General features: G+C 71.4%; 18 protein-coding genes. 8 read left to right on the forward strand and 10 right to left on the reverse strand.

Features of this window, described 5'->3' with window-relative positions; all coding sequences use genetic code 11:
- Window positions 1-147 precede the first annotated feature (147 nt).
- Window positions 148-1,200 (reverse strand): TolB family protein, encoded by a 1,053-nt coding sequence (locus ABWV20_RS05105; protein WP_353353744.1) that lies wholly within the window; start codon window positions 1,198-1,200, stop codon window positions 148-150.
- A 6-nt stretch (window positions 1,201-1,206) separates the two neighbouring features.
- Window positions 1,207-1,944 carry a LemA family protein gene (locus ABWV20_RS05110; RefSeq protein ID WP_353353745.1) on the reverse strand — a complete coding sequence of 246 codons (738 nt, stop codon included), beginning with the start codon at window positions 1,942-1,944 and terminating at the stop codon, window positions 1,207-1,209.
- A 97-nt stretch (window positions 1,945-2,041) separates the two neighbouring features.
- On the opposite strand from ABWV20_RS05110, the gene ABWV20_RS05115 reads away from it, so the two are divergent.
- A complete protein-coding gene (locus ABWV20_RS05115; RefSeq protein ID WP_353353746.1) occupies window positions 2,042-2,356 on the forward strand; it encodes a DUF1905 domain-containing protein in 315 nt (104 codons plus the stop codon).
- Between the two features lie 21 nt (window positions 2,357-2,377).
- Here ABWV20_RS05115 and pyrE read toward each other — a convergent pair whose 3' ends face one another.
- From pyrE to ABWV20_RS05130, 3 genes are all read right to left on the reverse strand, one after another.
- Complete coding sequence (gene pyrE, locus ABWV20_RS05120; protein WP_353353747.1) at window positions 2,378-2,947, reverse strand: orotate phosphoribosyltransferase; 570 nt, start codon at window positions 2,945-2,947, stop codon at window positions 2,378-2,380.
- A gap of 63 nt (window positions 2,948-3,010) precedes the next feature.
- Entirely contained in the window at window positions 3,011-3,781 is a 771-nt protein-coding gene (locus ABWV20_RS05125; RefSeq protein ID WP_353353748.1) for an SDR family NAD(P)-dependent oxidoreductase, read from the reverse strand.
- A 31-nt stretch (window positions 3,782-3,812) separates the two neighbouring features.
- Complete coding sequence (locus tag ABWV20_RS05130; RefSeq protein WP_353353749.1) at window positions 3,813-4,643, reverse strand: alpha/beta fold hydrolase; 831 nt, start codon at window positions 4,641-4,643, stop codon at window positions 3,813-3,815.
- Between the two features lie 63 nt (window positions 4,644-4,706).
- On the opposite strand from ABWV20_RS05130, the gene ABWV20_RS05135 reads away from it, so the two are divergent.
- Both ABWV20_RS05135 and ABWV20_RS05140 read left to right on the forward strand, forming a co-directional pair.
- A complete protein-coding gene (locus ABWV20_RS05135) occupies window positions 4,707-5,498 on the forward strand; it encodes an exodeoxyribonuclease III (protein WP_353353750.1) in 792 nt (263 codons plus the stop codon).
- Window positions 5,498-6,355, forward strand: a complete 858-nt coding sequence (locus tag ABWV20_RS05140) for an alpha/beta fold hydrolase (protein WP_353353751.1) — start codon at window positions 5,498-5,500, stop codon at window positions 6,353-6,355. The genes ABWV20_RS05135 and ABWV20_RS05140 overlap by 1 nt, the downstream gene beginning before the upstream one ends.
- Before the next feature lie 188 nt (window positions 6,356-6,543).
- Here ABWV20_RS05140 and ABWV20_RS05145 read toward each other — a convergent pair whose 3' ends face one another.
- The 3 genes from ABWV20_RS05145 to ABWV20_RS05155 form a co-directional block, all read right to left on the reverse strand.
- A complete protein-coding gene (locus ABWV20_RS05145; RefSeq protein ID WP_353353752.1) occupies window positions 6,544-7,425 on the reverse strand; it encodes a hypothetical protein in 882 nt (293 codons plus the stop codon).
- Window positions 7,426-7,651: 226 nt separating this feature from the next.
- Window positions 7,652-9,460, reverse strand: a complete 1,809-nt coding sequence (locus ABWV20_RS05150; protein ID WP_353353753.1) for an MFS transporter — start codon at window positions 9,458-9,460, stop codon at window positions 7,652-7,654.
- An 11-nt stretch (window positions 9,461-9,471) separates the two neighbouring features.
- The gene (locus tag ABWV20_RS05155) at window positions 9,472-10,179 is read right to left on the reverse strand and encodes an LppX_LprAFG lipoprotein (RefSeq protein WP_353353754.1); all 708 of its coding nucleotides are present in this window, start codon (window positions 10,177-10,179) and stop codon (window positions 9,472-9,474) included.
- Between the two features lie 169 nt (window positions 10,180-10,348).
- Between ABWV20_RS05155 and ABWV20_RS05160 the strand changes: the two genes are divergently transcribed.
- Both ABWV20_RS05160 and ABWV20_RS05165 read left to right on the forward strand, forming a co-directional pair.
- On the forward strand, window positions 10,349-10,897 hold the full coding sequence (locus ABWV20_RS05160) for a hypothetical protein (protein WP_353353755.1): 549 nt from the start codon (window positions 10,349-10,351) through the stop codon (window positions 10,895-10,897).
- A complete protein-coding gene (locus tag ABWV20_RS05165) occupies window positions 10,894-11,502 on the forward strand; it encodes an HAD family hydrolase (protein ID WP_353353756.1) in 609 nt (202 codons plus the stop codon). The genes ABWV20_RS05160 and ABWV20_RS05165 overlap by 4 nt, the downstream gene beginning before the upstream one ends.
- A 281-nt stretch (window positions 11,503-11,783) precedes the next feature.
- Here ABWV20_RS05165 and clpB read toward each other — a convergent pair whose 3' ends face one another.
- The gene (gene clpB, locus ABWV20_RS05170; RefSeq protein WP_353353757.1) at window positions 11,784-14,345 is read right to left on the reverse strand and encodes an ATP-dependent chaperone ClpB; all 2,562 of its coding nucleotides are present in this window, start codon (window positions 14,343-14,345) and stop codon (window positions 11,784-11,786) included.
- A 283-nt stretch (window positions 14,346-14,628) separates the two neighbouring features.
- Here clpB and ABWV20_RS05175 point away from each other — a divergent pair, with 283 nt between their 5' ends.
- The 3 genes from ABWV20_RS05175 to ABWV20_RS05185 all read left to right on the forward strand — a co-directional run bounded on the left by ABWV20_RS05175 (window position 14,629) and on the right by ABWV20_RS05185 (window position 20,384).
- Complete coding sequence (locus ABWV20_RS05175; protein WP_353353758.1) at window positions 14,629-16,503, forward strand: glycosyltransferase; 1,875 nt, start codon at window positions 14,629-14,631, stop codon at window positions 16,501-16,503.
- Window positions 16,504-16,618: 115 nt separating this feature from the next.
- A complete protein-coding gene (locus tag ABWV20_RS05180; protein ID WP_353353759.1) occupies window positions 16,619-18,769 on the forward strand; it encodes a glycosyltransferase family 4 protein in 2,151 nt (716 codons plus the stop codon).
- Between the two features lie 31 nt (window positions 18,770-18,800).
- A complete protein-coding gene (locus tag ABWV20_RS05185; protein ID WP_353353760.1) occupies window positions 18,801-20,384 on the forward strand; it encodes a hypothetical protein in 1,584 nt (527 codons plus the stop codon).
- Between the two features lie 119 nt (window positions 20,385-20,503).
- Here the strand turns inward: ABWV20_RS05185 and ABWV20_RS05190 are convergent, their stop codons facing one another.
- A complete protein-coding gene (locus ABWV20_RS05190; RefSeq protein ID WP_353353761.1) occupies window positions 20,504-22,525 on the reverse strand; it encodes an acyltransferase family protein in 2,022 nt (673 codons plus the stop codon).
- Window positions 22,526-22,528: the final 3 nt, after the last annotated feature.

Raw genomic sequence — 22,528 nt, forward strand, 5'->3', positions numbered from 1 at the left:
TGCAGGTCCTCCTTGACCTCGAGCCAGCCGACGGTCAAGGGAGGGGCGCCGTCGTTGGCTACCTCGCGTAAGGTACTGGCAGTAGGTTGAGAGGGGAAGAGCTCGGAGCGAGATCCCTCGTCGCGGCGCGGTCGCGGCGCGGAACGGTCACCAGTCGAGGGAGCCCTTGAAGCGGGTGCGACCGTCGTCGGTGAGCTGGCGGTTGTGTCCGGAGGCGATGGTGTGCAGCCAGATCTCGGACCACTCGTCCTGCTCGCCGCGGGTGAAGGCGAGCAGCCTGCCGTCACGTGAGAAGACCGGTCCGAAGTCGCTCAACGACGGCTCCCCGGGGCCCGGGCCAGGGACGAGGTCGAGCGAGGAGGTGGCGATGGTGAGGATGCCGACGCGGTTCGCAGCGCCGTCCGTCCACGTCGAGACGGCGATCCGGTCGCCGCTCGGTGACCAGTCCGGGGTTGCGGCGCGGACGCCTGCTGCGGTGACGAAGGTGAACCCCGTGCGCAGCACCGGGGTGCCGGTCGAGCGGGCCATGCCGACCGCTGCAGCAGGGACCACGGCGATCGAGCTGCGGGGACTCGGTCCGCCGTCCTCGGTGAAGGCGACGGCCAGGCCCGCGCTGGGGTGCCACGAGATGCCGCCGATGGAGCCGCCCACTCCCACGTCCGTGATCCGGGTCACGGTCACGGTCGAGGTGTCGACGCAGAAGACGTCGGCCCGGGCGGTGTCCGTGCCGGGGTCGACGATGCCGAGGTAGAGGATCGTGTCGGCATCGAGCCACTCCGGGCTGTGGCCCTCGACGAGGTTCTGCAGGACGGCACCGGTGGCTCGGTCGATGACGGCGATCCGCGACGGCTCGCCACCGGTCGCGGTGTGGATGGCGAGCGAGGTGTGCGACGGTGACCAGGCCGGGTCGCGGTCGCTCTTCATCTCGGGGAGCGCGCGGTCATCGGTGATCCGGCGGACGGACCCGGTCAGGACGGAGACCGTGAAGATGTCCTCCTGCGCGGTCGTCTCGCCGTCCACCGGGCCGGTCGTGGGAATGGCATAGGAGAAGTAGGCGATCTCCCGGAAGAACCACGGGGGCAGCTTCGGTGAGACGCCGGGCGGGCGCTTGATCGCGATGGTCACCGGCGGCTTGAACCGGTCGAGCGGGAGGCTGCTCGCCACCTGGTCGATCCCCGGGACGGTGAAGCGCCTGGTCACGGCAGGTCACTCCTCGGGCGTGTGGCGGTCCACCGTGGGGTCGGGCGCCTGAGCCTGCGGGAGGCCGCTCGCGCTCTGGCTCGGACCGGGCTGCGTCGTCGGCCCCGTCACCGCGCCGGGCTGGGTGGACGGCCCGCCGACGACGGGCGGCGTCGGGGCCCCGCCGAACGTGCCCGGTGCCTGGTTGCCGAAGCTGACGCTCGGCACCTGCGCCTCGACGGCAGAGGTCTCGAAGTACTCGGCCCGCTTGATCCCCGCCGCGTTGGCGATGAGGTTCGTCGGGACCGACTCGACCTTGGTGTTGAGGTCGCGGACGAGCGCGTTGTAGTAGCGCCGGGAGCTGGCGATCCGGTCCTCGGTGCTGGTCAGCTCGGTCTGCAGGGCCTGGAAGTTCTGGTTGGCCTTGAGGTCCGGGTAGGCCTCACTCACCGCGATGAGGCGCCCGAGTGCCTGGCTCAGCATGCCTTCGGACTGGGCGGCCTGGGCTGGGGTCTGTCCGCCCGCCATCGCCGCGGACCGGGCGCGCATGACCTCCTCGAGCGTGGCCCGCTCGTGGGTCGCGTAGCCCTTGACCGTCTCGACGAGGTTGGGGATGAGGTCGTGCCGACGCTTCAGCTCGACGTCGATCTGCCGCCACCCCTCCTCGACCTTGTTGCGCAGCGCGATGAGGCCGTTGTAGGCGACGACGCCCCAGATCACGAGGAGGACGACGATGCCGAGCAGGATCCAGACGACGGTGGGCATGGGCTCTCCCCAGGTCAGTGGTCAGTGCACCCGATCCTAGTCCGCAGCTCCCCCGCCCTCGGGATTGCGATGTGGGTGCGGGGCCTAGGTTGCGAGGATGGAGTCGTGCCGGTTCACCGCACCGCTGTGGCGTTGGAAGGCGCAGGACAGCTGGTTCTTCGTCACCCTGCCCGACGACGCGGCTGCGGTCGTCAGGGAGCGGCCCCGGCCACCGCGGGGATTCGGGTCGGTGCGCGTCCGGGTGCACCTCGACGACCCGGCCGGCGCCGGGGCTGCCCTCGTCTGGGACACCTCCGTCTTCCCCGACTCGAGGAGCGGCAGCTACGTCCTGCCGGTGAAGAAGCAGGTCAGGGTCGCCCACGACCTCGAGGAGGGCGACCCCCTCGCCATCGTCCTCGACGTGCTCGAGTGACGCCGGACCCGCAGTGCGTGATCAGGCGAGCCCGAGCTCCTCGAGGGAGTAGGCGAAGCGGTAGTCCACGCCGGCCTCCTCGCGGATCCGCTCCCCCGCGCTGGTCGCCCGGTCCGCGATCGTCGCCACCGCGACGGGCCGGCCGCCCGCCTCACGCACGGCCTTGACGGCCTCGAGCGGGGAGTTGCCGGTGGTCGTCGTGTCCTCGACGACGAGGACGTCCCGCCCCTCGACCGAGGGCCCCTCGATGCGCTGCTGCAGCCCGTGGGCCTTGCCGGCCTTGCGGACGACGAAGGCGTCGAGCCGCTCCCCCGCGGCCGCGGCGGCGTGCAGCATCGACGTGGCCACGGGGTCGGCGCCCAGGGTGAGGCCGCCCACGGCGGCGTAGTCGAGGTCCTTCGTCAGGTCGCGCATGACGACGCCGACGAGGGGTGCCGCCTCGCCGTCGAGCGAGATCCGCCGCAGGTCGACGTAGTAGTCGGCCTGCTTGCCGGAGCTGAGCGTGACGCGCCCGTGGACGATCGCCCGCTCCTTGATCAGCTCGAGGAGGCGGGCACGGGCGGCGGCAGGGTCGGTCTGTGGCTCAGTCACAAGGCTTCATCGTATGCCGCTGGGCTCGGTCCCCGAGCCCACCTCCGTCCCGCTCGTTCCTCCTCACCGGCGGCGGCGCGCGATCTGCCCGGCCTTGCGGATCACCGGGCGTGGCAGCACGCCGAGGAGCCCGACCAGGGCCTTGTACTGCAGCCCGGGCACCGAGACGACGCGGCCCCGGTCCACGTCCCTGAGGCAGTCACGGACCAGGTCGGTGGGGTCGAGCCAGATGAAGTCCGGGCCCGGCTTGGAGATCCCGGCCCGCTGCTGGAACTCCGTGTGGGTGAACCCGGGACAGAGCGCGGTCACCGTGACACCGGAGTCCTGGAGCTCGAGGGCGAGTCCCTCGGTGAACGCCGTCACCCAGGCCTTGGCCGCCGAGTACGTCCCCGACGACACGAAGCCGGCCACGGACGAGACGTTGACGATGGTGCCGCGCCCCCGCTCGCGCATGGCCCGCCCCGCCGTGTGGGACAGCACGAGCACGGCGCGGACGAGGACGTCCAGGGACGCCTCCTCGTCGGCCAGCTCGCTGCGCAGGAAGCTGCGGCGCAGGGCGAAGCCGGCGTTGTTCACCAGCAGGTCGACCGGGCGCACAGGGTCAGCCAGCCGGTCGGCGACCGTCTGAAGGGCCCGCCGATCGGTGAGGTCAGCCGGGAGGACCTCGGACTCAGCGGCATACGACTGCTTGAGGTCTGCGGCGACCTCCTCGAGCCGACCGGAGTCTCGCGCCACGAGCACGAGGTCGTGCCCGCGCTGCGCGAGCTGGGTGGCGAACTCACGGCCGATGCCGGAGCTGGCGCCGGTGACGAGGGCGACGGGGCGTGGGGTCATACCGCCCACCCTAGGCGTGGCTCCCCCGCTGTCAGGCCACGCTGCTGACCCGGCGGACGATCGCCCGGGCACACTCGTCGGGGTGCGTCTCCGGGAGCCAGTGCGATGCATCCAGCTCGATGAACTCGTAGGGCGCCGTGACGTGCTCCCGGGTCAGCTCGGCCGCGCGACGTCCGAGCGCGACATCGCGCGAACCCCAGACGTACGTCGTCGGGACCGTCACCCGGTGCGCCCGGACGTGGGAGGAGCGCACGGCGCGGTACCAGTTGATCGGCCCCCGGAGCAGCTCGGGCCCGGCCAGGCGCGCAGCGTAGCGGTCGGCGTGCTCCAGGGGCAGCCCCGAGCCGACGAGGAGGGAGCGGAAGCCCGCGGCCACGACCCGCTCCGGGAGCAGGGGGACCTGGAAGGCTGCCATGTACCACGACCGGCGCAGCTGGTCGAAGGTGCGCAGGGCCCGGGACAACGCCGCAGGATGCGGGGTCGCGAGGACCGTCACCGAGGCGACGCGGTCCGGGTGGTTGGCGGCCGTCAGCCAGGCGATGCCGCCACCCCAGTCGTGGCCGACGAGGTGGACCCGCTCGTGACCCGTGGCGGCGGCGAGGGCGAGAACGTCGCCGACGAGGTGCTCGAGCCGGTAGGCGGCGGTGCCGGCGGGGCGGGCGCCCGGACTGTAGCCGCGCTGGTCCGGCGCGAAGGTCCGCAGCCCTGCCGCGTGCAGGGTCGTGCTGACGGCATCCCAGCTCGAGCGGTCCTCCGGAAAGCCGTGGAGCAGGACGACCGGAGTGCCGTCCAGCGGTCCGGCGTCCGTGACGTCGAAGACCAGGCCGAGGTGGTGCAGGGCGGTGAGCCGGTCGAGGCGCATGCCTCCATGATCCCCGCCCCGCGGCCCGAAGGGCTCGGGGCGCGCTGGCTAGGGTAGGGAACCGTGCGCATCGCCACGTGGAACGTCAACTCCATCCGCTCCCGCGTCGACCGGGTCGCCGACTGGCTCGTCCGCAGCGACGTCGACGTCCTGGCCATGCAGGAGACCAAGGCGCGGGAGGACCAGTTCCCTCTCGACCGGTTCACCGAGCTCGGCTACGAGGTGGCCCACCACGGGCTGTCCCAGTGGAACGGCGTCGCCATCGTGTCCCGGGTGGGGATCGAGGACGTGCAGGTCGGCTTCGACGGGATGCCCGGATGGGGTGATCCGGTGGCCGCGGAGGCGAGGGCGATCGGCGCCGTCTGTCGCGGCGTCCGGATCTGGTCGCTCTACATCCCGAACGGCCGCACCCTCGAGGACCCCCACCTGCTCTACAAGCTCGACTGGCTGCGGGCGCTCGCCGACGCGGGCCGGGGCTGGCTCGACGCTGACCCCGGCGCCCAGATCGCCCTCCTCGGCGACTGGAACATCGCCCCGTTCGACGAGGACGTCTGGAGCGTGCCGTTCTACGAGGGACGCACGCACACCTCACCACCCGAGCGGGCTGCCTTCCAGGGCGTCGTCGAGGCCGGCTACGCCGACGTCGTGCGGCCGCACTGCCCGGGCCCGGGGGTCTACACCTATTGGGACTACACGCAGCTGCGCTTCCAGAAGGGCCGCGGGATGCGCATCGACTTCGCGCTGTGCTCGCCGGCGCTCGCCGCGCGGGTGACCGGGGCCGCCATCGACCGCGAGGCCCGCAAGGGCAAGGGCGCCAGTGACCACGCGCCCGTCGTCTTCGAGATCGACGACTGATGCGGCACGAGAGCCGCAGGGTCGTCGCACCGGACGGCGCGGTCCTCGCGGTCTACGTCCACACCCCCTCGACGGCCGGGCCGCAGACGCCCACGCTCGTCCTCGCGCACGGCTGGACCCTCAGCCACCGCAGCTGGTCCCCCGTCGTGGAGGCGCTGGCCGATGACCCGGTCCGCATCGTCACCTGGGACCAGCGTGGGCATGGCCGGTCGCGACTCCGCTTGCGGCGCAAGGAGGTCGACACGGTCTCCATCGACCACCTGGGCACCGACCTCGCGGCCGTGGTCGACTCCGTCGTCCCCCCTTCGTCACCGCTCGTCCTCGCCGGGCACTCGATGGGTGGCATGACCGTGATGTCGTATGCCGCTCAGTTCCCCACCGCTGTCGCCGCCAGAGTGCGGGGGGTGGTGCTGGTCTCCACTGCTGCCCACGGCATCCCGCTGGGACGACGAGTGGGCGAGGCCCGGCTCATGCGTTTCCTCGCGCGGGGGCTGCCCCTGCGTGGTGGTCGGGCGATCCCCGCTCGCTCGCAGCGGGCCTTCCTCTTCGGCGAGTCGGCGGACCCCGGACACGTCAGGGAGACGGTGCGGCAGGTGGGACGGACCCCCTTGACGACCATGGGGGCGTTCTACGGGGCGATCTCGCGGTTGGACGTGAGGGCCGCCTTCACCGCGCTCGGGCAGGTTCCGGTCACGGTCCTCGTCGGCGAGCGGGACCAGCTGACGCCGCCGTCGCTGTCGCGCAGGCTCGCCGAGGACCTGCCGCACGCCTCGTTGACGGTCGTGCCGGGTGCGGGACACATGCTCACCTACGAGGCGACCGACACGGTCGTCGCGGCGATCCGCGCCCACCTCTGACCGACTCCCATCGAAAGAGCACTTCGCGACACCCCGACGGCCGACATCTGCGCCCTTCCCATCAAAAGAGCACTTCGCGACATGCGACAAGGGCGCACTTGTCATGCGCGCACACGATCGCCACAGGAGTGCACGACCCAGGACGCACCGCTGCGCCAACCGTGGTCACTGACGAGAAGTGCGCATCTCTAGAGCCGACTGTCGGCAATGGCTTGGTTGACCCGTCCCCGGATCAGGGTGAGGTCGTCCAGCTCCGACCAGCCGAATCGGACCACGCGCCAATGCTTTCGGCGGATCGCGTCCTCGCGCTGCTTCTCGGCGTAGTTGACCGCAGGATCGGTGTACTTCAGCTTGCCGTCGAACTCAACGAGCACGCGGTGCCCCACGACTCGTAGGTCCGCGAAGTAGTCCCCACGGTCTGTCTCGATCCGGAACTGCGGCTCAGTCTCCCAACCGAGGCCCCTCAGCCGGTGGGCGATGATCGTCTCGCCGGGCGACTGATGCGCCCCGTCCACGTGCCTGAGGACTGCACGCACGGGTCCGATGCCCGCGTACCGGGCGAACAGGGCCACGGCGGCGTCGATCTCCTCCTGCGTGACGCGCTTGAGCCCGAGGGCGGCATCGGCTGCGACCAAGGCAGTCAGCGGTCCGCAGGTGAGTCCGGCCTGGACGATCGCGGCTCCACACGGTGAGCGATCCGAAGCCGGCTTGAGGCCTTTGACTGCGCGGTGAAGTTTCACCTGAGGCACCATCCGCGTTGTCCCCCCGCGTGCCTTGGTCAAGTGCACGGTGGCCAGATCCGCTTGGTAACAGGGAAGCCCGTAGCCGATGAGGGCGGACTGATGACTGATCATCGCGGTGCTGTTGAGTCGCCAGAACGCGGCGCAGGCGCGCAGCCAGTGCGCATCCTTCTCGTCCTGCGGCGCCCTGACCGAGTACCACCCGCGGACGAGTGGGTGCAAGGTCCCGGCCGCGACCAGCCTCGCCAGACCGCCCGCGTTCACGCCGGCCTTTCGTGCGGTGGCCGCGCTCAGCACATCGTTACGGGCGAGTTGCAGCAGTTCGATCATGCCGACCATCGTGGGCCGGTTCCGGGGGCGGCGCTCTTCGCGGGCGGGCGACCTGTGGACAACCGCCACGTTCGGAGCCGGCCACGACGGCAGACCAGTGCACACTCCTCCTCTGCGAACGGCCGCGCAACAGAGGTGCGGGGTGCTGGATGTGCTTCTGTGACAAAGATGCACCGGGAGAACAAGTGCGGACTCGTGTCGAGGGGCGCGGTGTCGTCGACTGCGGTCAGAGGCCGACGAAGCGGGGTTCGTCCGGGACGGTGGCCACGGCGCGGCGGCTACCGAGGGTGAACGCGACCAAGCCACCGAGGAGCGCTGCAACGGCCCCACCGAGGAAGACGGTCTGCACCTGCACGACTCCCGCCGCGATCAAGGCCTCCGTGTCGAACGGGTCGGGCAGTTGCCGGACCTCCTCGAAGTACCGGTTGAGGCCGATGGAGGTGAGCAGCGCGAGGCCGACGACCATCCCGACCATCCGAGCCACGACGACCAGAGCACTGGCCACGCCATGGGCGTGGCCGGGTGAGTCCGCAAGCGCTGCGTTGTTGACCGGTGCCAGGGCGAGGCCGATGCCCAGACCGACGATCACGAGGGCGGCCGTCGTCGGCACCGTGTCGGCGATCGAGTCGACCGTCCACGTGGACATGTGGAACATGCCGCCGGCAGCGAGGGCGAGGCCGCCACCGGCCACGACTCCGTCCCCGAGTCGGTGGAGAGACCATCCGCCGAGGAGCGCGCCGACCGGCACTGCCAGCAGGAAACGGACGAGCACCAACGCCGCACCGGTGGCGTCGTAGGAGTCGGTCAGGCGGGCCAGCACGGGCACGTCGACCACGACCGCGACGAGTGCAGCACCGACGAGGAGGCTGACGAGGAGGGACCGCAGACCACGCCGACCGACGACCCCCCTGGGGATGAGCGGGTCGGCGGAGCGGCGGTGCCACCACAGGAGGGCGAGCAAGGCGGCCGCGCCGAACGGGAGGAGGGCGTAGCCCCAGGGCCCAACGACCTCCCGCTCGGGGTCGGACGACGCGAAGGTCAGGACCAGGCTCCCAAGCGCGACCGCGACGAGCAGGGCCCCGAAGAGGTCGACGCGGCGGAGCACCGCCCACCAGCGCGGCGCGGTGACGCCCGCCAGGAGGATCAGGAGCGCCGCCGCCGTGAGTGCGATCGGTGTCAGGAGGGGCGAGCTCCCGGTCACGGGCACGAAGGGGAGCCCGAGCGTCACATCCGTGACGAGGGAGTCCGGTGCGGCGAGCGCGAGCCATCCCAGGGCAAGGCCGAGCCCACCGAGGACGCGAGCCGCAACCCGTCGAGTGGCCCCGGTCTCCACACCCTGCCTGTGGACTCCCGGGCCACTCGACCTGGGGACGGCGGGGCCACTCGAGCTGGGGACGGCGGGGCCACTCGAGCTGGGGACGGCGGGGCCACTCGAGTGGGTGGGGGGAGGCGGCAGGGCTGGGAGGGAGCGGGACCCGAGAGCACGCACAGCGGCATACAGCACGAGGCCGGCGGCGACGTTGACCCAGAAGATGGCGCGCCAGCCCGACCACGCGAGGATCACGGCCCCGAGCACGGGGCCGAGCACCGAACCGAGCTCCTGGACGGCGCCGACGACGCCGAGCGGGGTGCCCCGCCGGTCGGAGGGCCACAGATCTGCGACGAGGGCCAGCGTCGCGGGGACCAGGCCGCCACCGCCCATCCCCTGGAGCACGCGGCCACCGACGAGGATGCCCAGGTCCGTGGCGAGCGCCGTCACCCCTGAGCCCACGACGAAGACGATGAGGCAGCCGAGGAGGACCCGCTGCCGGTCGAGGAGGTCGGAGAGCCGCCCGATGAGGGGCAGTACCGCGATGTAGCCGAGCAGGAACCCCGAGATGATCGGCGTCGCGCGCTGCAGGGCGTCGACGCCGATCCCCACGCCGGCCATCATGTCCGTCAGGGCGAGGACGACGACGTACGTGTCTGCTGCGGCGAGCGCGACGCCGGCCGCGGCGGTGGCGAGCAGGGCGTGCCTGCGGGAGGAGGGCACCATGAGCACGCTGGTCAGGGCTTCGTGATCGTGACGGGAGTGCCGTACTGGTCGAGCGTCATCGTGTAGGTCGAGGAGGTTCCCGCACCGAAGAACGGCCCGGTGACGTCGACCTGGCGCAGCTGGTCGGCCTCGGTGAGGCCGTACGTGGCCTGAAAGGACCCGTTGCGGTCACCGATGAGGAACAGGTCGACGACGTTCGCTCCCGGGATGCTGCCCTTGATCGTCGTGAGGATCTCGGCGCCGTTGCGGATCTTGTCGCTCTCGGCTGGGCTCTGCGTTGCCGTGAGGAGCGACGAGAGTCCCTTGTCGGTCGAGAAGAGGGTGGCGGGGTCCGGCACGCCGAAGGCCTTGGGGTCGATCTTGTTCATCCCCGGGATGAGCGGCAGCTTGGCCCACACCTCACCCCCGACGGAGACGATCTCCACGTCGGCCGGAATCCCGGCGAAGCTGCCCTTGAGGGTCCCCTTGAACGCCGGCGGATGCGCTCCCCAGCCGTCACCCGACAGAACCCCGCTCGCGTCCTTGGGCACACCGGAGCTGGTGAGCTTGAGATGCACCGACGGGGCCGCGTCAACGGCCGCCTTGGCGGCCGCGAGGCGCTGGGCCGGGCTGGGCGGGGTCGGGCCCGGCGTGGTCTCGTCGTCACTCGTGCACGCGGCGAGCCCTGTCGCACAGAGGACGGAGAGGGCGGCGGCGGCGAGCTTCACCGGGGTGCGCATGGGCGTCAGGCTAACCGAGTCCGTCGGGCTGGCTCCGCGAAGGCGCGTGGGAGTCGGTCTCGGTGCGTCTGAGTGCGTCCGAGTGGGTACGGATAGCCTCGACAGATGGCAGGAAACCCAGGAGCGTTGCCCGACACCGGAGCGCAGCGCTCGCGACGAAGGAGCTGACATGGTCCTGCTCGGCCTCATTCTCTTGCTGTTCGGTGCCGGTCTGGGAACCGCCGCCTTCCTCGGCGTTCGGGATGAGACGGCGACGGTTCGTCTGGAGGCGCTCGGGTTCACTCGTGACGCCCAACCCCTTGAGCTGCTGGCGCTCGGAGCTCTGGCCATGCTCCTCTTCGCGCTGGGGTGGGCCCTGATGGCGGCTGCAGCGCGCCGGCGGGCCCGGCTCCGCCGCGACGAACGTGAGGCGCAGCGCCTCGCCGAGCTGGAGCGGACCGCCGAGTCCGACCGGCTCGAGCAGGAGCGGCGGTTCGAGGACGCCTCGTTGCGGGACGAGGACCTGGGGCGCCGGGAGAGCCACCTGGATGCCTGGGCGAAGGAGCTCGATGCCCGTGAGCGGGAGGTGGCCCGGCTCGAGGCGGCCCACCAGGAGCGAGTCAATCCCTCCGTGGCCGATGTCGTGACGGGGCGCGCGGAGGGCAGCGTCACCGAGGGGACGGCTCACTGGGCGAACCGGACGCCGCGCGAGCGCACGGACGGCAACCCGGCCACGTGACCAAGCGGGTGAGGGAGCACGCCGCCTATGTCTTCGACCTCGACGGCGTCGTCCGCGACTTCGCGCCTGGGGACCAGAACCCCGTCATCGAGGCGGCGCTCAACCTCCCTCCCGGCACGGTCGCGACGACGGCGTTCCGACCGGACCTGCTGGGGCCGACGATCACCGGCCAGCAGAGCTTCGACGACTGGTACTCCGCGATCTGCCTCGTCCTCGAGTCTGCGGTCCCGGAGCCGGATCGCGTGCGGGAGCACATGGAGAAGTGGCGGCGGCACCGCGGCTCCCCGGTCGACGAGACGGTCGAGCGGCTGCGAGCCCTGCGCGAGGAGGGCCACCGCACCTACGTCTTCACCAACGGCACGGACTACGTACCGGAGGAGATCGAGATGCTCGGTCTGACTCCGCTGTTCGACCGGATCCTCAACAGCGCCGACTTCGGGGTCGCCAAGCCGGAGCGCGCGGCCTTCGCAGCGGCCCACCGGGTCATCGAGGCGGACATCGGTCACCCGCTCGAGCGCGGCGAGGTCTGGTTCACCGACGACCGTCCGGACAACGTCGACGCGGCACGCGAGTTCGGCTGGGACGCGGAGCTGTTCGTCCGCTGACCCAGCCCGAGCCGGGGGTCGGCGACGTGCGCGCGCGGGCTCAGCGGCATACGGATCATGCCGTATGCCGCTGAGCTGGCTCCCGCACGAAGAGCCGGCTCACTGCCCGGCGGGGTTTCCGGAGCGGACCGGGGCGTACTCGCGGTCGGGAAGGAGATCCGGTACTGGATCACGACGTTGCCGTCCACGAGGCCAGGCCGACAGCGGGAGCGCGCCCAGCGGCATACGGCCTGAGTGCCGAACGCGCGACCGGGCGCGCTCGGCACTCAGTCAAGGGGGCGTCAGCCGACGACGAGGGTGTCCCCCGCCGGGTCGACGTCGACGTGGACGGTCTGGCCGTCCCGCACCTCGCCGCTGAGCAGGGCCCGAGCCAGCCGGTCGCCGATCTCCTTCTGGACGAGGCGCCGCAGCGGGCGGGCACCGTAGGCCGGGTCGTAGCCGCGAGCCGCCAGCCAGTCGCGAGCCGCGTCCTTGACCTCCAGGGTGATGCGCCGGTCGGCGAGCCGGGTCGCGAAGGCCCGCACCTGGAGGTCGACGATGTCGGCGAGCTCGTCGCGGCTCAGCGCGTCGAACACGACGATCTCGTCGAGCCGGTTGAGGAACTCGGGCTTGAACGCCGCTCGCACGATCCCGAGGACCTCCTCGCGCTTCTCCTCGGGCGACAGCAGCGGGTCGACGAGGAACTGCGACCCGAGGTTGGAGGTCATCACGAGGATGACGTTGCGGAAGTCGACCGTCCGCCCCTGGCCGTCCGTGAGCCGGCCGTCGTCGAGCACCTGGAGGAGCACGTCGAAGGTCTCGGGGTGGGCCTTCTCGACCTCGTCGAGCAGGATCACCGAGTAGGGCCGGCGCCGCACGGCCTCGGTGAGCTGACCGCCCTCCTCGTAGCCGACGTAGCCGGGGGGCGCGCCGATGAGGCGCGCCACGGCGTGCCGCTCGGAGTACTCCGACATGTCGATGCGGACCATGGCCCGCTCGTCGTCGAAGAGGAAGTCGGCGAGGCTCTTGGCCAGCTCGGTCTTGCCGACACCGGTGGGGCCGAGGAAGAGGAACGAGCCGGTCGGCCGGTCGGGGTCGGAGACGCCGGCCCGGTTGCGGCGCACGGCGTCGGACACGGCCCGCACGGCCTCGGTCTGGCCGACGAGCCGGGCGCCGATGTGCTGCTCCATGTGGAGCAGCTTCTCGGTCTCTCCCTCGAGCAGGCGGCCGGCGGGGATGCCGGTCCACGCGGAGATGACGTCGGCGATGTCGTCCGCGCCGACCTCCTCCTTGACCATGGGGGCCTCGCCGCCCGAGACGGTGGCCGCCTCTCGCTCCTGGGCCGCGGCGAGCTCCTTCTCGAGCGTCGGGATGTCGCCGTAGAGAACCTTGGAGGCGCCGGCGAGGTCGCCCTCGCGCTGGAGCCGGTCGGCCTGGGTGCGCAGGTCGTCGATCCGGGCCTTGAGCTCACCGACGGCGTTGAGGCCGGACTTCTCCGCCTCCCAGCGGGCCGTCAGGGCAGCGAGCTCCTCGGTGCGGTCGGCGAGGTCCTTGCGCAGCCGCTCGAGCCGCTCGCGGGAGGCCTCGTCGTGCTCCTGCTCGAGCGCGAACTCCTCCATCTTGAGCCGGTCGACGGCGCGACGGAGCTCGTCGATCTCGACGGGTGAGCTGTCGATCTCCATGCGGAGCCGCGAGGCCGCCTCGTCGATGAGGTCGATGGCCTTGTCGGGCAGCTTGCGGCCGGTGATGTAGCGGTCGGACAGCGACGCTGCTGCGACGAGCGCCGAGTCGGCGATCGTCACCTTGTGGTGCCCCTCGTAGCGCTCCTTGAGACCGCGGAGGATGGCGATGGTGTCCTCGACCGACGGCTCACCGACGAAGACCTGCTGGAAGCGGCGCTCGAGGGCGGCGTCCTTCTCGATGTGCTTGCGGTACTCGTCGAGCGTCGTCGCGCCGACGAGCCGCAGCTCGCCGCGGGCGAGCATCGGCTTGAGCATGTTGCCCGCGTCCATCGCGCCCTCGCCGCCGGCACCTGCGCCGACGACGGTGTGCAGCTCGTCGATGAAGGTGACGATCTGCCCGTCCGACTGCTTGATCTCCTCCAGGACGGCCTTGAGCCGCTCCTCGAACTCGCCGCGGTACTTCGCGCCGGCGAGCATCGCGGCCAGGTCGAGGGAGTAGAGCGTCTTGTCGCGCAGGCTCTCGGGGACGTCGCCCTCGACGATGCGCTGGGCGAGCCCCTCGACGACGGCGGTCTTGCCGACGCCGGGCTCGCCGATGAGGACCGGGTTGTTCTTCGTGCGCCGGCTGAGCACCTGGACGACGCGGCGGATCTCGGCGTCACGGCCGATGACGGGGTCGAGCTTGCCCTCGCGGGCCCGTTCGGTGAGGTCGGTGCCGTACTTCGCCAGCGCCTCGTAGGTGCCCTCCGGGTTCTCGGAGGTCACGGGTCGACCGCCGCGCAGGTCGGGGATGGCCCGCTCGATGGCGTCCGCGTCGAGGCCGAACTGGCCGGTGCGCGCGAGCGCGAGCAGGAGGTGGTCGGTGGAGACGAAGCTGTCGCCCATCGAGGTCATGTACTGCTGGGCCTGCTGGATCGCGGCCGCGGCCGTGCGGGAGAGCTGGGGCTGCTGGGCGCCGCCGGTGACCTGCGGCAGGGCCGCCATCTCCTTCTCGGCGGCGGCCGTGGCGGCAGCGACGGACGACCCCGCCTTCTCGAGCAGGGTCGGGGTGGTGGTGCCGGGCTGGGCTGCCAACGCGAGCAGCAGGTGGGCCGGCTCGATGTTCGGGTGGTGCTTCGCGGCGGCCGTCGTCGCGGCCTGGGCAAAGGCCTCCTGAGCCTTGTTGGTCAGCTGAAGGTCCATTCGTTCTCCTGGGCAGGTCTGGCGCTGAGGTCCATGAGGGGCAACTCCGCGAAAGTTGAGTCTATTCCACTCAACCTTCGGCCGTATGCCGCTGGGCTCGCTCCCGCGTCCACCCTCCGTCGAGTGGCCCCGTCCTCCACGACGACCGGGCCGGGCTGGGCGCGAACGGGCCCACCCACCCAGCCCAGCGGCATACGGCTGGAACGGTCCGGCGTCATCGCGGGGGCGGCGCCTTGACTACTGTGGTCCCGTCCGTCCCGCCCCGGCCTCGAGGAGACAACGCATGCCCACCTCGGCTTCGCGTCGGTTGACCGCGCTGCGTCGCCGCGTCGCCCGGCTGATCGACCCCGACCACCCGACGCGGCACGGAGCCGCCGGGTCGACGGGGTCGGCGCCGCGCCCGACCCGTCCTCGAGGCCGTCCGAGCGCCGCCGATGGTGGGTCCGAACGGGCATCGGAGGGCGGGTCCACCTCCGCCTCGGAGGCGGCCCCGCAGGGCGCCCTCGTCGTCTCGGGGGCGGCACCGCTGACGACCCGGGTGGGGATCGCCGCCAGTGACCGGCTCCGTCACCTCCTGGCCGACGAATGGCACCAGATCGACCTCCTCCCGGGCGCCGAGCCCCCGGCCGGGCTCGAGCTGCTCCTCCTCGAGATGCGCGGCGACGTCGTCGTCCGCTGGACCGATCACGCCGAGGACCTGGCCGCGCTCGTCCGCACCTGCGCGCAGGGCGGCGTCCCGGTGGCCGTGTGGGTCACGGTGGGACCGTGCTCTGCCCCCGCGTGGCTCGACGAGGTGACGGTGCTGGCCGCCGCCACCCCCCTGCTGCGCAGCGAGCTGGCCTCGCTCAGCGGGCGGCCCGTCGAGCTCCTCGAGGCGGCCGCACAGCCACGCCGCCACCGGCCCGGAGGTCCGCCGCACGAGCGCCGGGGCGCGGCCGTCCTCGTCGAGGACAGCGACAGCAGCGCTGCCCCTGCCCTGGAGGGCCTCGTCGGGCCGGCCATCAAGCCGATGCCCGCCGAGGACGTGACCCTGCAGGCCGTCGGCCGGCCGGGTGCGTCGGTCGGTGCCCTCGGAGCCCGGCTGGGGCGCGCCGTCGAGCAGCGCGACTGGCCGCGCGTCGAGCACGACCTGGCCAGCCACCGAGCCGTCGTGGATCTCAGCAGCCTGACCGGGGACTCCGCATGGACCTCCCTGGCGGCCGCCGCCTCGGCCACCCCCCTCGTCGGGATCGACGGCACCGACTCCGGGCTGCCCGTCGACGTCGCGGCCATGGTGCCCCGGGTCCACGACCCCAAGCAGCTGCGCAGCGAGCTCGTGGCGCGCCTCGAGCAGACCGAGCTCGTCGCCCGTGAGGGACTGCGGCTCCAGCGTGCCGTCCTCGCCTCGCACACGGCCGCACACCGGGCCCGGACCCTCCTCGCCCACGCCGGGCTGCCGGTTGGGGAGCTCGCGCAGCAGCCGTCCCGGACCGTCTCGGCGGTGATCCCGACCAACCGCACGCACGAGCTGGACAACGTCTTCGCCAACCTCGGACGCCAGGCGCACGCCGACCGCGAGCTCGTGCTCGTCCTCCACGGCCTGGACGTCGACCAGGCCGACCTCGAGGCGCGCGCGGCCGAAGCGGGTGTCGACCACCTCGTCGTCGTCGAGGCGGACGCGTCGCTCACCCTCGGCGCCTGCATGAACCTCGGCGTCCAGGCAGCGTCCGGGCGCTACATCGCAAAGATGGATGACGACAACTTCTACGGCGCCCACTTCCTCGGTGACCTGCTCGACGCCTTCAGCTACACCGATGCCGGCATCGTCGGCAAGTGGTGCCACTACGTCTGGCTTCGGTCCTCCGACGCCGTCGTCCTGCGCTACCCCGACTCGGAGCACCGTCCGGAGCGGCGCATCCAGGGCGGCTCCATGGTGTTCGACGGCGACGTCGTGCGAGACCTCGGCTTCAGCGACATCCCGCGTGCCGTCGACTCCGACATCCTCGACCGTGCCATGGCTGAGGGCATCACCATCTACAGCGGTGACCGCTTCAACTACGTCTCGATCCGGGGCACGGACCGCACGGCCCACACCTGGACGGTCGCCGACTCCACGTTCATGACCAAGACCGGACGGCTCCAGTTCTTCGGCGACCCCCGCCCCCACGTGTCGGTGTGATGTCCCCGTGATGTCCCCCCGAGCCGTGCACACCTGTCCACCCGTGTCCCGGGCCCACTCCGCTGACCGATCCCCCAGACACGCCTGCATGACGCCCTAGTTCGAGAGGACCTCCATGCCCAGCAAGCAAAGCCTCAAGTCGTCGGCGATCAACGGCGCACGCAAGGCCGTCCGCCACGCGCCGCTCGGCCCGATCGCCCTGCTGCCCAAGCAGGGCGGCACCCCCGGCCGATCTGCCCTCGTCGCCCGGGCACGGCACCTCATCAAGACCGGACGGCCCCTCGAGGCGCTGCGTCTCGTGGACCGCGGCCCGGTCGAGTCCCTCCCCGCCAACCTCTCGGCCGTTCGGGCCGAGGCCCTGTGGGCTGCCGGGCGCAGCACCGAGGCGCTCGCGGCGATCCGCCCGGTCACGGCCCGCAGCGGTGCCGACGTCCAGGCTCTCGTCGCCCACTTCACCATCGCCCGGGCACTCGGCGAGGTCGACGACCTCGCGGGCCTGGCCACCCTGTCCTGCTCGGCCAAGCCGCGGAACCGCAGCGACGCGGCCATGCTGGCCCAGGTCTTCACCACCGAGGACCCCGACGTCGCCGAGGCCTTCCAGACCCAGGTCGCGGGGTGGACCTACCCTGCGCCGACGAGCGCCGTGATCCGACTGGACAACCTCAGCCGGCGGGCCCGAGGCGCCACCCATGCTGACCTGACGGAGCTCGTGCGTGCCGAGGCGCGCGACGGCTCGGACGGTGCGGAGCGGGCCATCCTGCGGGCGAGCGACCTCGAGGACTGGGCTCTGCTCGCCGAGGTGGTCCGCGGTCGCACCGTCCCTCGTGACCAGGCGGTTGCCCTGCGGCGCCTCGCCTCTCGCGCGCTCAAGGCCGGCCATCTCGGGGACGCAGCCATCATCGCCGAGGCCGTCATCAGGTCCGCTGGAGGACAGCCGTCTGCCCGGGCCGTCCACGTCGAGGCGACGGACAAGCTCGGCATCGTCCACACCGGCTGGCCGGTCGAGCCGGCCCGCGAGCCCTCCTACGACGTCAACCCCCGGTCCACCCTCTCCGTCCTGGCGCAGTCGTTGCCGCACCGGTCCGGAGGCTACGCGACCAGGTCCCACGGCATCCTCGTCGGACTGCGCCGGCTGGGCTGGGACGCAGCAGCCGTGACACGGCTGGGCTTCCCCTACGACCGCTGGCCGAGGACGTCCACCGACGTCGTGCCGGCGTTCGACGTCGTCGACGACGTGACCTACCGCCGCATCCTCGAGCCCGACGAGAGGGTCTACCCGCAGACGCCGATGAGCTCCTACATCGAGCGCTTCGCCCACCGGATCGAGGACGAGGCCATCGACAGGCGGGCCGCCCTCATCCACGCGTCGAGCTTCCAGAACAACGGCCTGGCAGGGCTGGCCGCCGCGCGACGGCTCGGCATCCCCTTCGTCTACGAGATGCGCGGCCTCGAGGACCTCATGCGGGTCTCCCGCAACCCGGGGTTCGCCGAGACCGACGCCTACCGCTACCTCACCGGGCTCGAGAACCACATCGTCGCCAACGCCGACCTCACCTTCGTGATCACCGAGGCCCTGCGCGACGAGATGATCCGGCGCGGGGGCCCCGCGGATCGCATCGAGGTGCTGCCCAATGGCGTCAACACCGCCGACTTCGAGCCGCGCTCGCGCGACGATGCCCTTCAGGCCGAGCTGGGACTGACCGGACGGACGGTCATCGGCTATGCCGGTGGCCTCGTCGACTATGAGGGCCTCGACCTCCTGCTGGAGGCCACGGCCCTGCTCAAGCAGGAGCGGCAGGACTTCGGCGTCGTCATCGTCGGCGACGGCCACTTCGAGGGGCGGCTGCGCCAGCTCGCCGTCGACCTCGGCGTCACCGACGTGGTGACCTTCACCGGTCGCGTGCCACACGCCGAGGTGCCCCGATACCTCTCGATCTTCGACATCACGCCCTTCCCGCGGCTGCCCCTGCCGGTGTGCGAGCTGATCTCGCCGATCAAGCCCTTCGAGGCGATGTCGATGGGCAAGGCCGTCATCTCGTCGTCCGTGGCGGCGCTGACCGAGATCGTCGAGCGTGACGTCCGCGGCCTGGTGTTCGAGAAGGGTTCCAGCGAGGACCTCGCCAGCCAGCTGCGCCGCTACCTCGACTCACCGGAGCTGCGGTCCCGGATGGGCGCCCAGGCTCGCGAGTGGGTGCTCGCGGAACGCGACTGGTCCGACGTCGTCACGGTGGTCGACGCCGCCTACGCGCGGTTGACGAGGGCCTGATGGCCCGCTGACTCCTGACTACACTGACCGGGTGCTTCGACTGCTGCGACGTCCTCCCCCCTGGCTGGGGGCGCTGCTGCTGGTCGTCGGCGTCACGGGCCTGCTCCTGCCCTGGCTCCTCGCACCCGTCATCGGCGACGAGCGCTACCACTACGTGGCGGCCCCGACCCGGATGGACAACAGCCTGTTCAACGTCGTGACCTGGACGATCCACGACATCAGGCCGCGCATGTCACACGGGCGCATCGCCCCGGTCGCCGTCTTCCTCCAGCAGGTCGGCTACCTGCTCGGCATGCAGCTGTCCTTCGCCACCGGGATCCCCCTGACACTCGTTCACGGACTCGTCAAGGTGGTGCTGCTCCTGTCGGCCGTGGGCTCCTTCGCCTTGCTGCTGAGGATGACTCGACGCCGCGACGGTGAGCAGCTCGACCGGGGCGTGCGCGCCGCCGCACTCCTCGTCTTCAGCGTGCTGCTCGTCCTCGGCGTCACCGCGACCTCACCGGTGCGCAACGGATGGACCGCCTACATCGTGCTGTGCATCGGTGGCATCAGTGTCATGTTCCTCACCGGTGCGGCGTCACTCTGGACCTTGCGTGTCTGGCCTCGAGCCACGACCGTCGGCAAGCTCGCTGCCGCGGCCGCCGTGTTCGGGCTCGGAGCCGTTGTCATGCTGAGCTACGAGCTGCACTGGGCCGCGGTCCCCTTCGCCGTGGTTCTCCTCGCCTTCGCCGGCTCGGCCGTCTGGAAGCACCGCCTCGCCCTCATCCTTTCCCTCAGTGCGGGGTGGGCGATCGCGTTCATCGGGACCCGCATGCTGCTGTCTCGACACGACCAGGAAGCCCAGTACGCCGGCACGCTCCTCGACCTCGGCGGCCCGGTCATCCCGACGGCGTGGCTGCAGGTCGCCAACGCCATCCCCGGATCCGGGACGGGCCGAGTGATGGACACGGTCGGGGAGGGGCTCCCCGAGCCGCAGCCCTTCGGTGGCGGGGGCTGGCTCTGGGCCCTGCTGACCGCCGTCGGCTTCGCCGTGCTCTTCGCTCGGGCAGGCGCCCGCATGCCGGACCAGGTCGGTCCAGACCGTCGCGGGCTCCTCATCCTGGCCGGGGCCCTCGTGGTCTCGGCCGGCGCCGTGGCGACCATCACCTCCGTGTCGGCGCAGTCGCACGAGATCATCGTCTCGCTCGGGGACACCTATCGAGGCACCCCCTGGATCTGGGCTGCTCTGGCCGCCGCGGCGACCAGCCTGCTGATGTGCCTGCCCCGCGGCTCGACCCGGCGGCGCCGGGCCGTGGTGCCCCTGTCCGTCGCGGTGGCGACCGCCCTCGTGGGGGTTCTCGTCTGGCCCACGACGGTGAGTGCGGTCCAGACGATCCGCGCCGTCGACCAGTACGCCCTGTGGGAGACCGCGCAGGCCCAGCTCGTCAGCGGCTCCGCCGAACCGCTCGCCGAGACACGACGCTGCCAGCTCGCGGAGCAGGCAGCCGAGTGGGCCCGCGGCAAGGGGCCGTACTTCGGCCAGTTCCTGCCCTTCTACGAGAACGCCTTCGCACGGCAGTGGAACCGCCCCTGGTGCGCGACGTCAGGCGACACGGCGGCCGGGACGGCGCGCTGACCGCCTCCACGGCCCGGAGCGCCCCACGGTCCCGTCAACGGCACCGTCCCGTCAACGGCACCGTCCCGTCAACGGCACCGTCCCGTCAACGGCACCGTCCCGTCAACGGCACCGTCCCGTCAACGGCCGACGAGGCCCTCCCGCTCCAGGAGCTGCTCCAGGATCGGACGCATGGTGTCGGCGTAGGTCTTCGTGACGTGGCTGCCCTGTCGGTACACGAGGACGCCTCCGATGGCCACCGGGCACTTGTCGCCGGCGATCTCGGGGCAGACCCAGGGATTCAGGTCGACCCAGTGACGGTCCTTGTCCAGACGGGTCGCTTCCTGCAGCGCCGGACTGCCGCGACCGTCGTTCGCAGGGAACGCGCACTCGAGGAGATCGTTGGGGTTCTCGCTCGCGCACTCGTACACGGGCTGTTCGCTCGAGGGCGACGGGCTGTCACTGATGGCCACGATCTGGGTGCCGACCGCCTCGAGCCGCTTCCAGTACTCGTCGTAGCCGCTCACGTACTCAGGTTTCGCCCCACCCTCGGAGTTCCCGCCCTTGACCGCCGAGGTCAGCACGAAGTCCACGCGGCCCTGGTCGGACGTCAGCCGGCTGAGGACGTTCTCGTTGAACTGCTGGCAGTCGTCCTCGGACTGCGCCGGGTTGAACGCGCACGCGCTCTTGAGGTAGAGCTCGAGCCGCCAGCCATTGTCCTTGGCGATCGTGTTGAGGACGTCGAACCACTGGCCCATCTTCGAGTCGCCCAGCAGGGCGACCGAGACCGACCCGTCGGGGTCGCCGTAGACGCACTTCGGGTCGATGGTCGTGACCCCCACCGCCACCTGGCAGCCGTCCGCGTAGTAGGCGGGCACGTCCTTCGGGGCGAGCGCGGGATCGGGATAGAGGGTGCCCGACGTCGTGATCTCGGGGCTGGCGCTCGGCAGATGCCCCTTGGGCGCCGCCAGCACGTCTCCCGTCATCAGTGCTCTCGCACCCTGGGCCTGGGCGGGCTTCTGCTCGAGGCGCGGCGCCTGCGCGTAGACGACTGATGCGGCGACGAGCGAGAGCGCCATCCCGGCGGCGCCCATGGCGAGAGTCGGGGCCGTGCGGCGCGCGAAGAGCGGACCGAAGCGGATAGGGTCCTCGATGAGGTGCTTGGACAGCCAGGCGAAGCCCACCGCCGCCAGGGCGATGAGGACCTTGTGCCAGCGAGTGAGGTCCACCACGTAGCCGGTCAGGATGATGAGCGGCCAGTGCCACAGGTAGATGGAGTACGAGAGCCCACCGATCCAGACCATCGGCCGGATCGACAGCAGCCGGCCGACCGGCGTGAGCGGGTTGGCCACGCCGGCCGCGATGACGGCCGCCGTCCCGACCGTCGGGAACAGCGCCGCCGAGCCCGGCCAGGGCGTCTGTGTCGAGATGACCAGGCCGGACCCGATCACGAGAGCCAGCCCCGCGGCGGCGACCAGCATGGCGACCTTGTCGGTGAGGCGCTTGAGCAGCGGGACCGCACACGCGAGCAGCGACCCGATGCCGAGCTCCCAGGCACGAGTCGTCGAGTAGAAGTACGCGGTCTGGGGCGACGAGTCGGTGTACCGGATCGAGTAGACGAGGGACACGGCCACGATGACCGCCAGGGCGATGGTGATGATCCGTCGGATGCTGAAGCCGAACCGACGAGCGACCCACGCCAGCACGATCATCATCACCGGGATGATGACGTAGAACTGCTCCTCGACCGACAACGACCAGTAGTGCTGGACCGGTGAGACCGCGGCGTCCTCGGCGAGGTAGTCGACGGCCCGGAACGCCAGGGCCCAGTTGACGACGTAGAGCGCGGCGGCGATGACGTCTGTCGACAGGTCGGACCACTCGCTCCGAGGCATCACCTGCCAGCCCACCAGCGCCGTGGCGACGAGCACGACCGTTGCGGCGGGAAGCAGGCGGCGTGCCCGCCGGGCGTAGAACTTCAGGAGCGAGACCGTTCCGGACCGCTCGGCCTCCGTCAGCAGGCCCGAGGTGATCAGGAACCCCGAGATGACGAAGAAGATGTCGACGCCGGCGAACCCGCCAGAGAGTCGGTCAACGCCGAGGTGGTAGATGAGCACGAAGAGCACGGCGATCGACCGCAGCCCTTCGATGTCCCCACGCATCAG

The sequence above is a fragment of the Intrasporangium sp. DVR genome, from assembly GCF_040365325.1.
Classification (GTDB): Bacteria; Actinomycetota; Actinomycetes; order Actinomycetales; family Dermatophilaceae; genus Intrasporangium.

Excerpts from the sequence above, each read along its gene's own strand:
- ABWV20_RS05110 (WP_353353745.1), bottom strand. The coding sequence starts at position 1,944 with ATGCCCACCGTCGTCTGGATCCTGCTCGGCATCGTCGTCCTCCTCGTG.
- ABWV20_RS05115 (WP_353353746.1), top strand. The coding sequence starts at position 2,042 with ATGGAGTCGTGCCGGTTCACCGCACCGCTGTGGCGTTGGAAGGCGCAG.
- ABWV20_RS05125 (WP_353353748.1), bottom strand. The coding sequence starts at position 3,781 with ATGACCCCACGCCCCGTCGCCCTCGTCACCGGCGCCAGCTCCGGCATC.
- ABWV20_RS05130 (WP_353353749.1), bottom strand. The coding sequence starts at position 4,643 with ATGCGCCTCGACCGGCTCACCGCCCTGCACCACCTCGGCCTGGTCTTC.
- ABWV20_RS05140 (WP_353353751.1), top strand. The coding sequence starts at position 5,498 with ATGCGGCACGAGAGCCGCAGGGTCGTCGCACCGGACGGCGCGGTCCTC.
- ABWV20_RS05145 (WP_353353752.1), bottom strand. The coding sequence starts at position 7,425 with ATGATCGAACTGCTGCAACTCGCCCGTAACGATGTGCTGAGCGCGGCC.
- ABWV20_RS05150 (WP_353353753.1), bottom strand. The coding sequence starts at position 9,460 with ATGGTGCCCTCCTCCCGCAGGCACGCCCTGCTCGCCACCGCCGCGGCC.
- ABWV20_RS05155 (WP_353353754.1), bottom strand. The coding sequence starts at position 10,179 with ATGCGCACCCCGGTGAAGCTCGCCGCCGCCGCCCTCTCCGTCCTCTGT.
- ABWV20_RS05160 (WP_353353755.1), top strand. The coding sequence starts at position 10,349 with ATGGTCCTGCTCGGCCTCATTCTCTTGCTGTTCGGTGCCGGTCTGGGA.
- clpB (WP_353353757.1), bottom strand. The coding sequence starts at position 14,345 with ATGGACCTTCAGCTGACCAACAAGGCTCAGGAGGCCTTTGCCCAGGCC.
- ABWV20_RS05175 (WP_353353758.1), top strand. The coding sequence starts at position 14,629 with ATGCCCACCTCGGCTTCGCGTCGGTTGACCGCGCTGCGTCGCCGCGTC.
- ABWV20_RS05180 (WP_353353759.1), top strand. The coding sequence starts at position 16,619 with ATGCCCAGCAAGCAAAGCCTCAAGTCGTCGGCGATCAACGGCGCACGC.
- ABWV20_RS05190 (WP_353353761.1), bottom strand. The coding sequence starts at position 22,525 with ATGCGTGGGGACATCGAAGGGCTGCGGTCGATCGCCGTGCTCTTCGTG.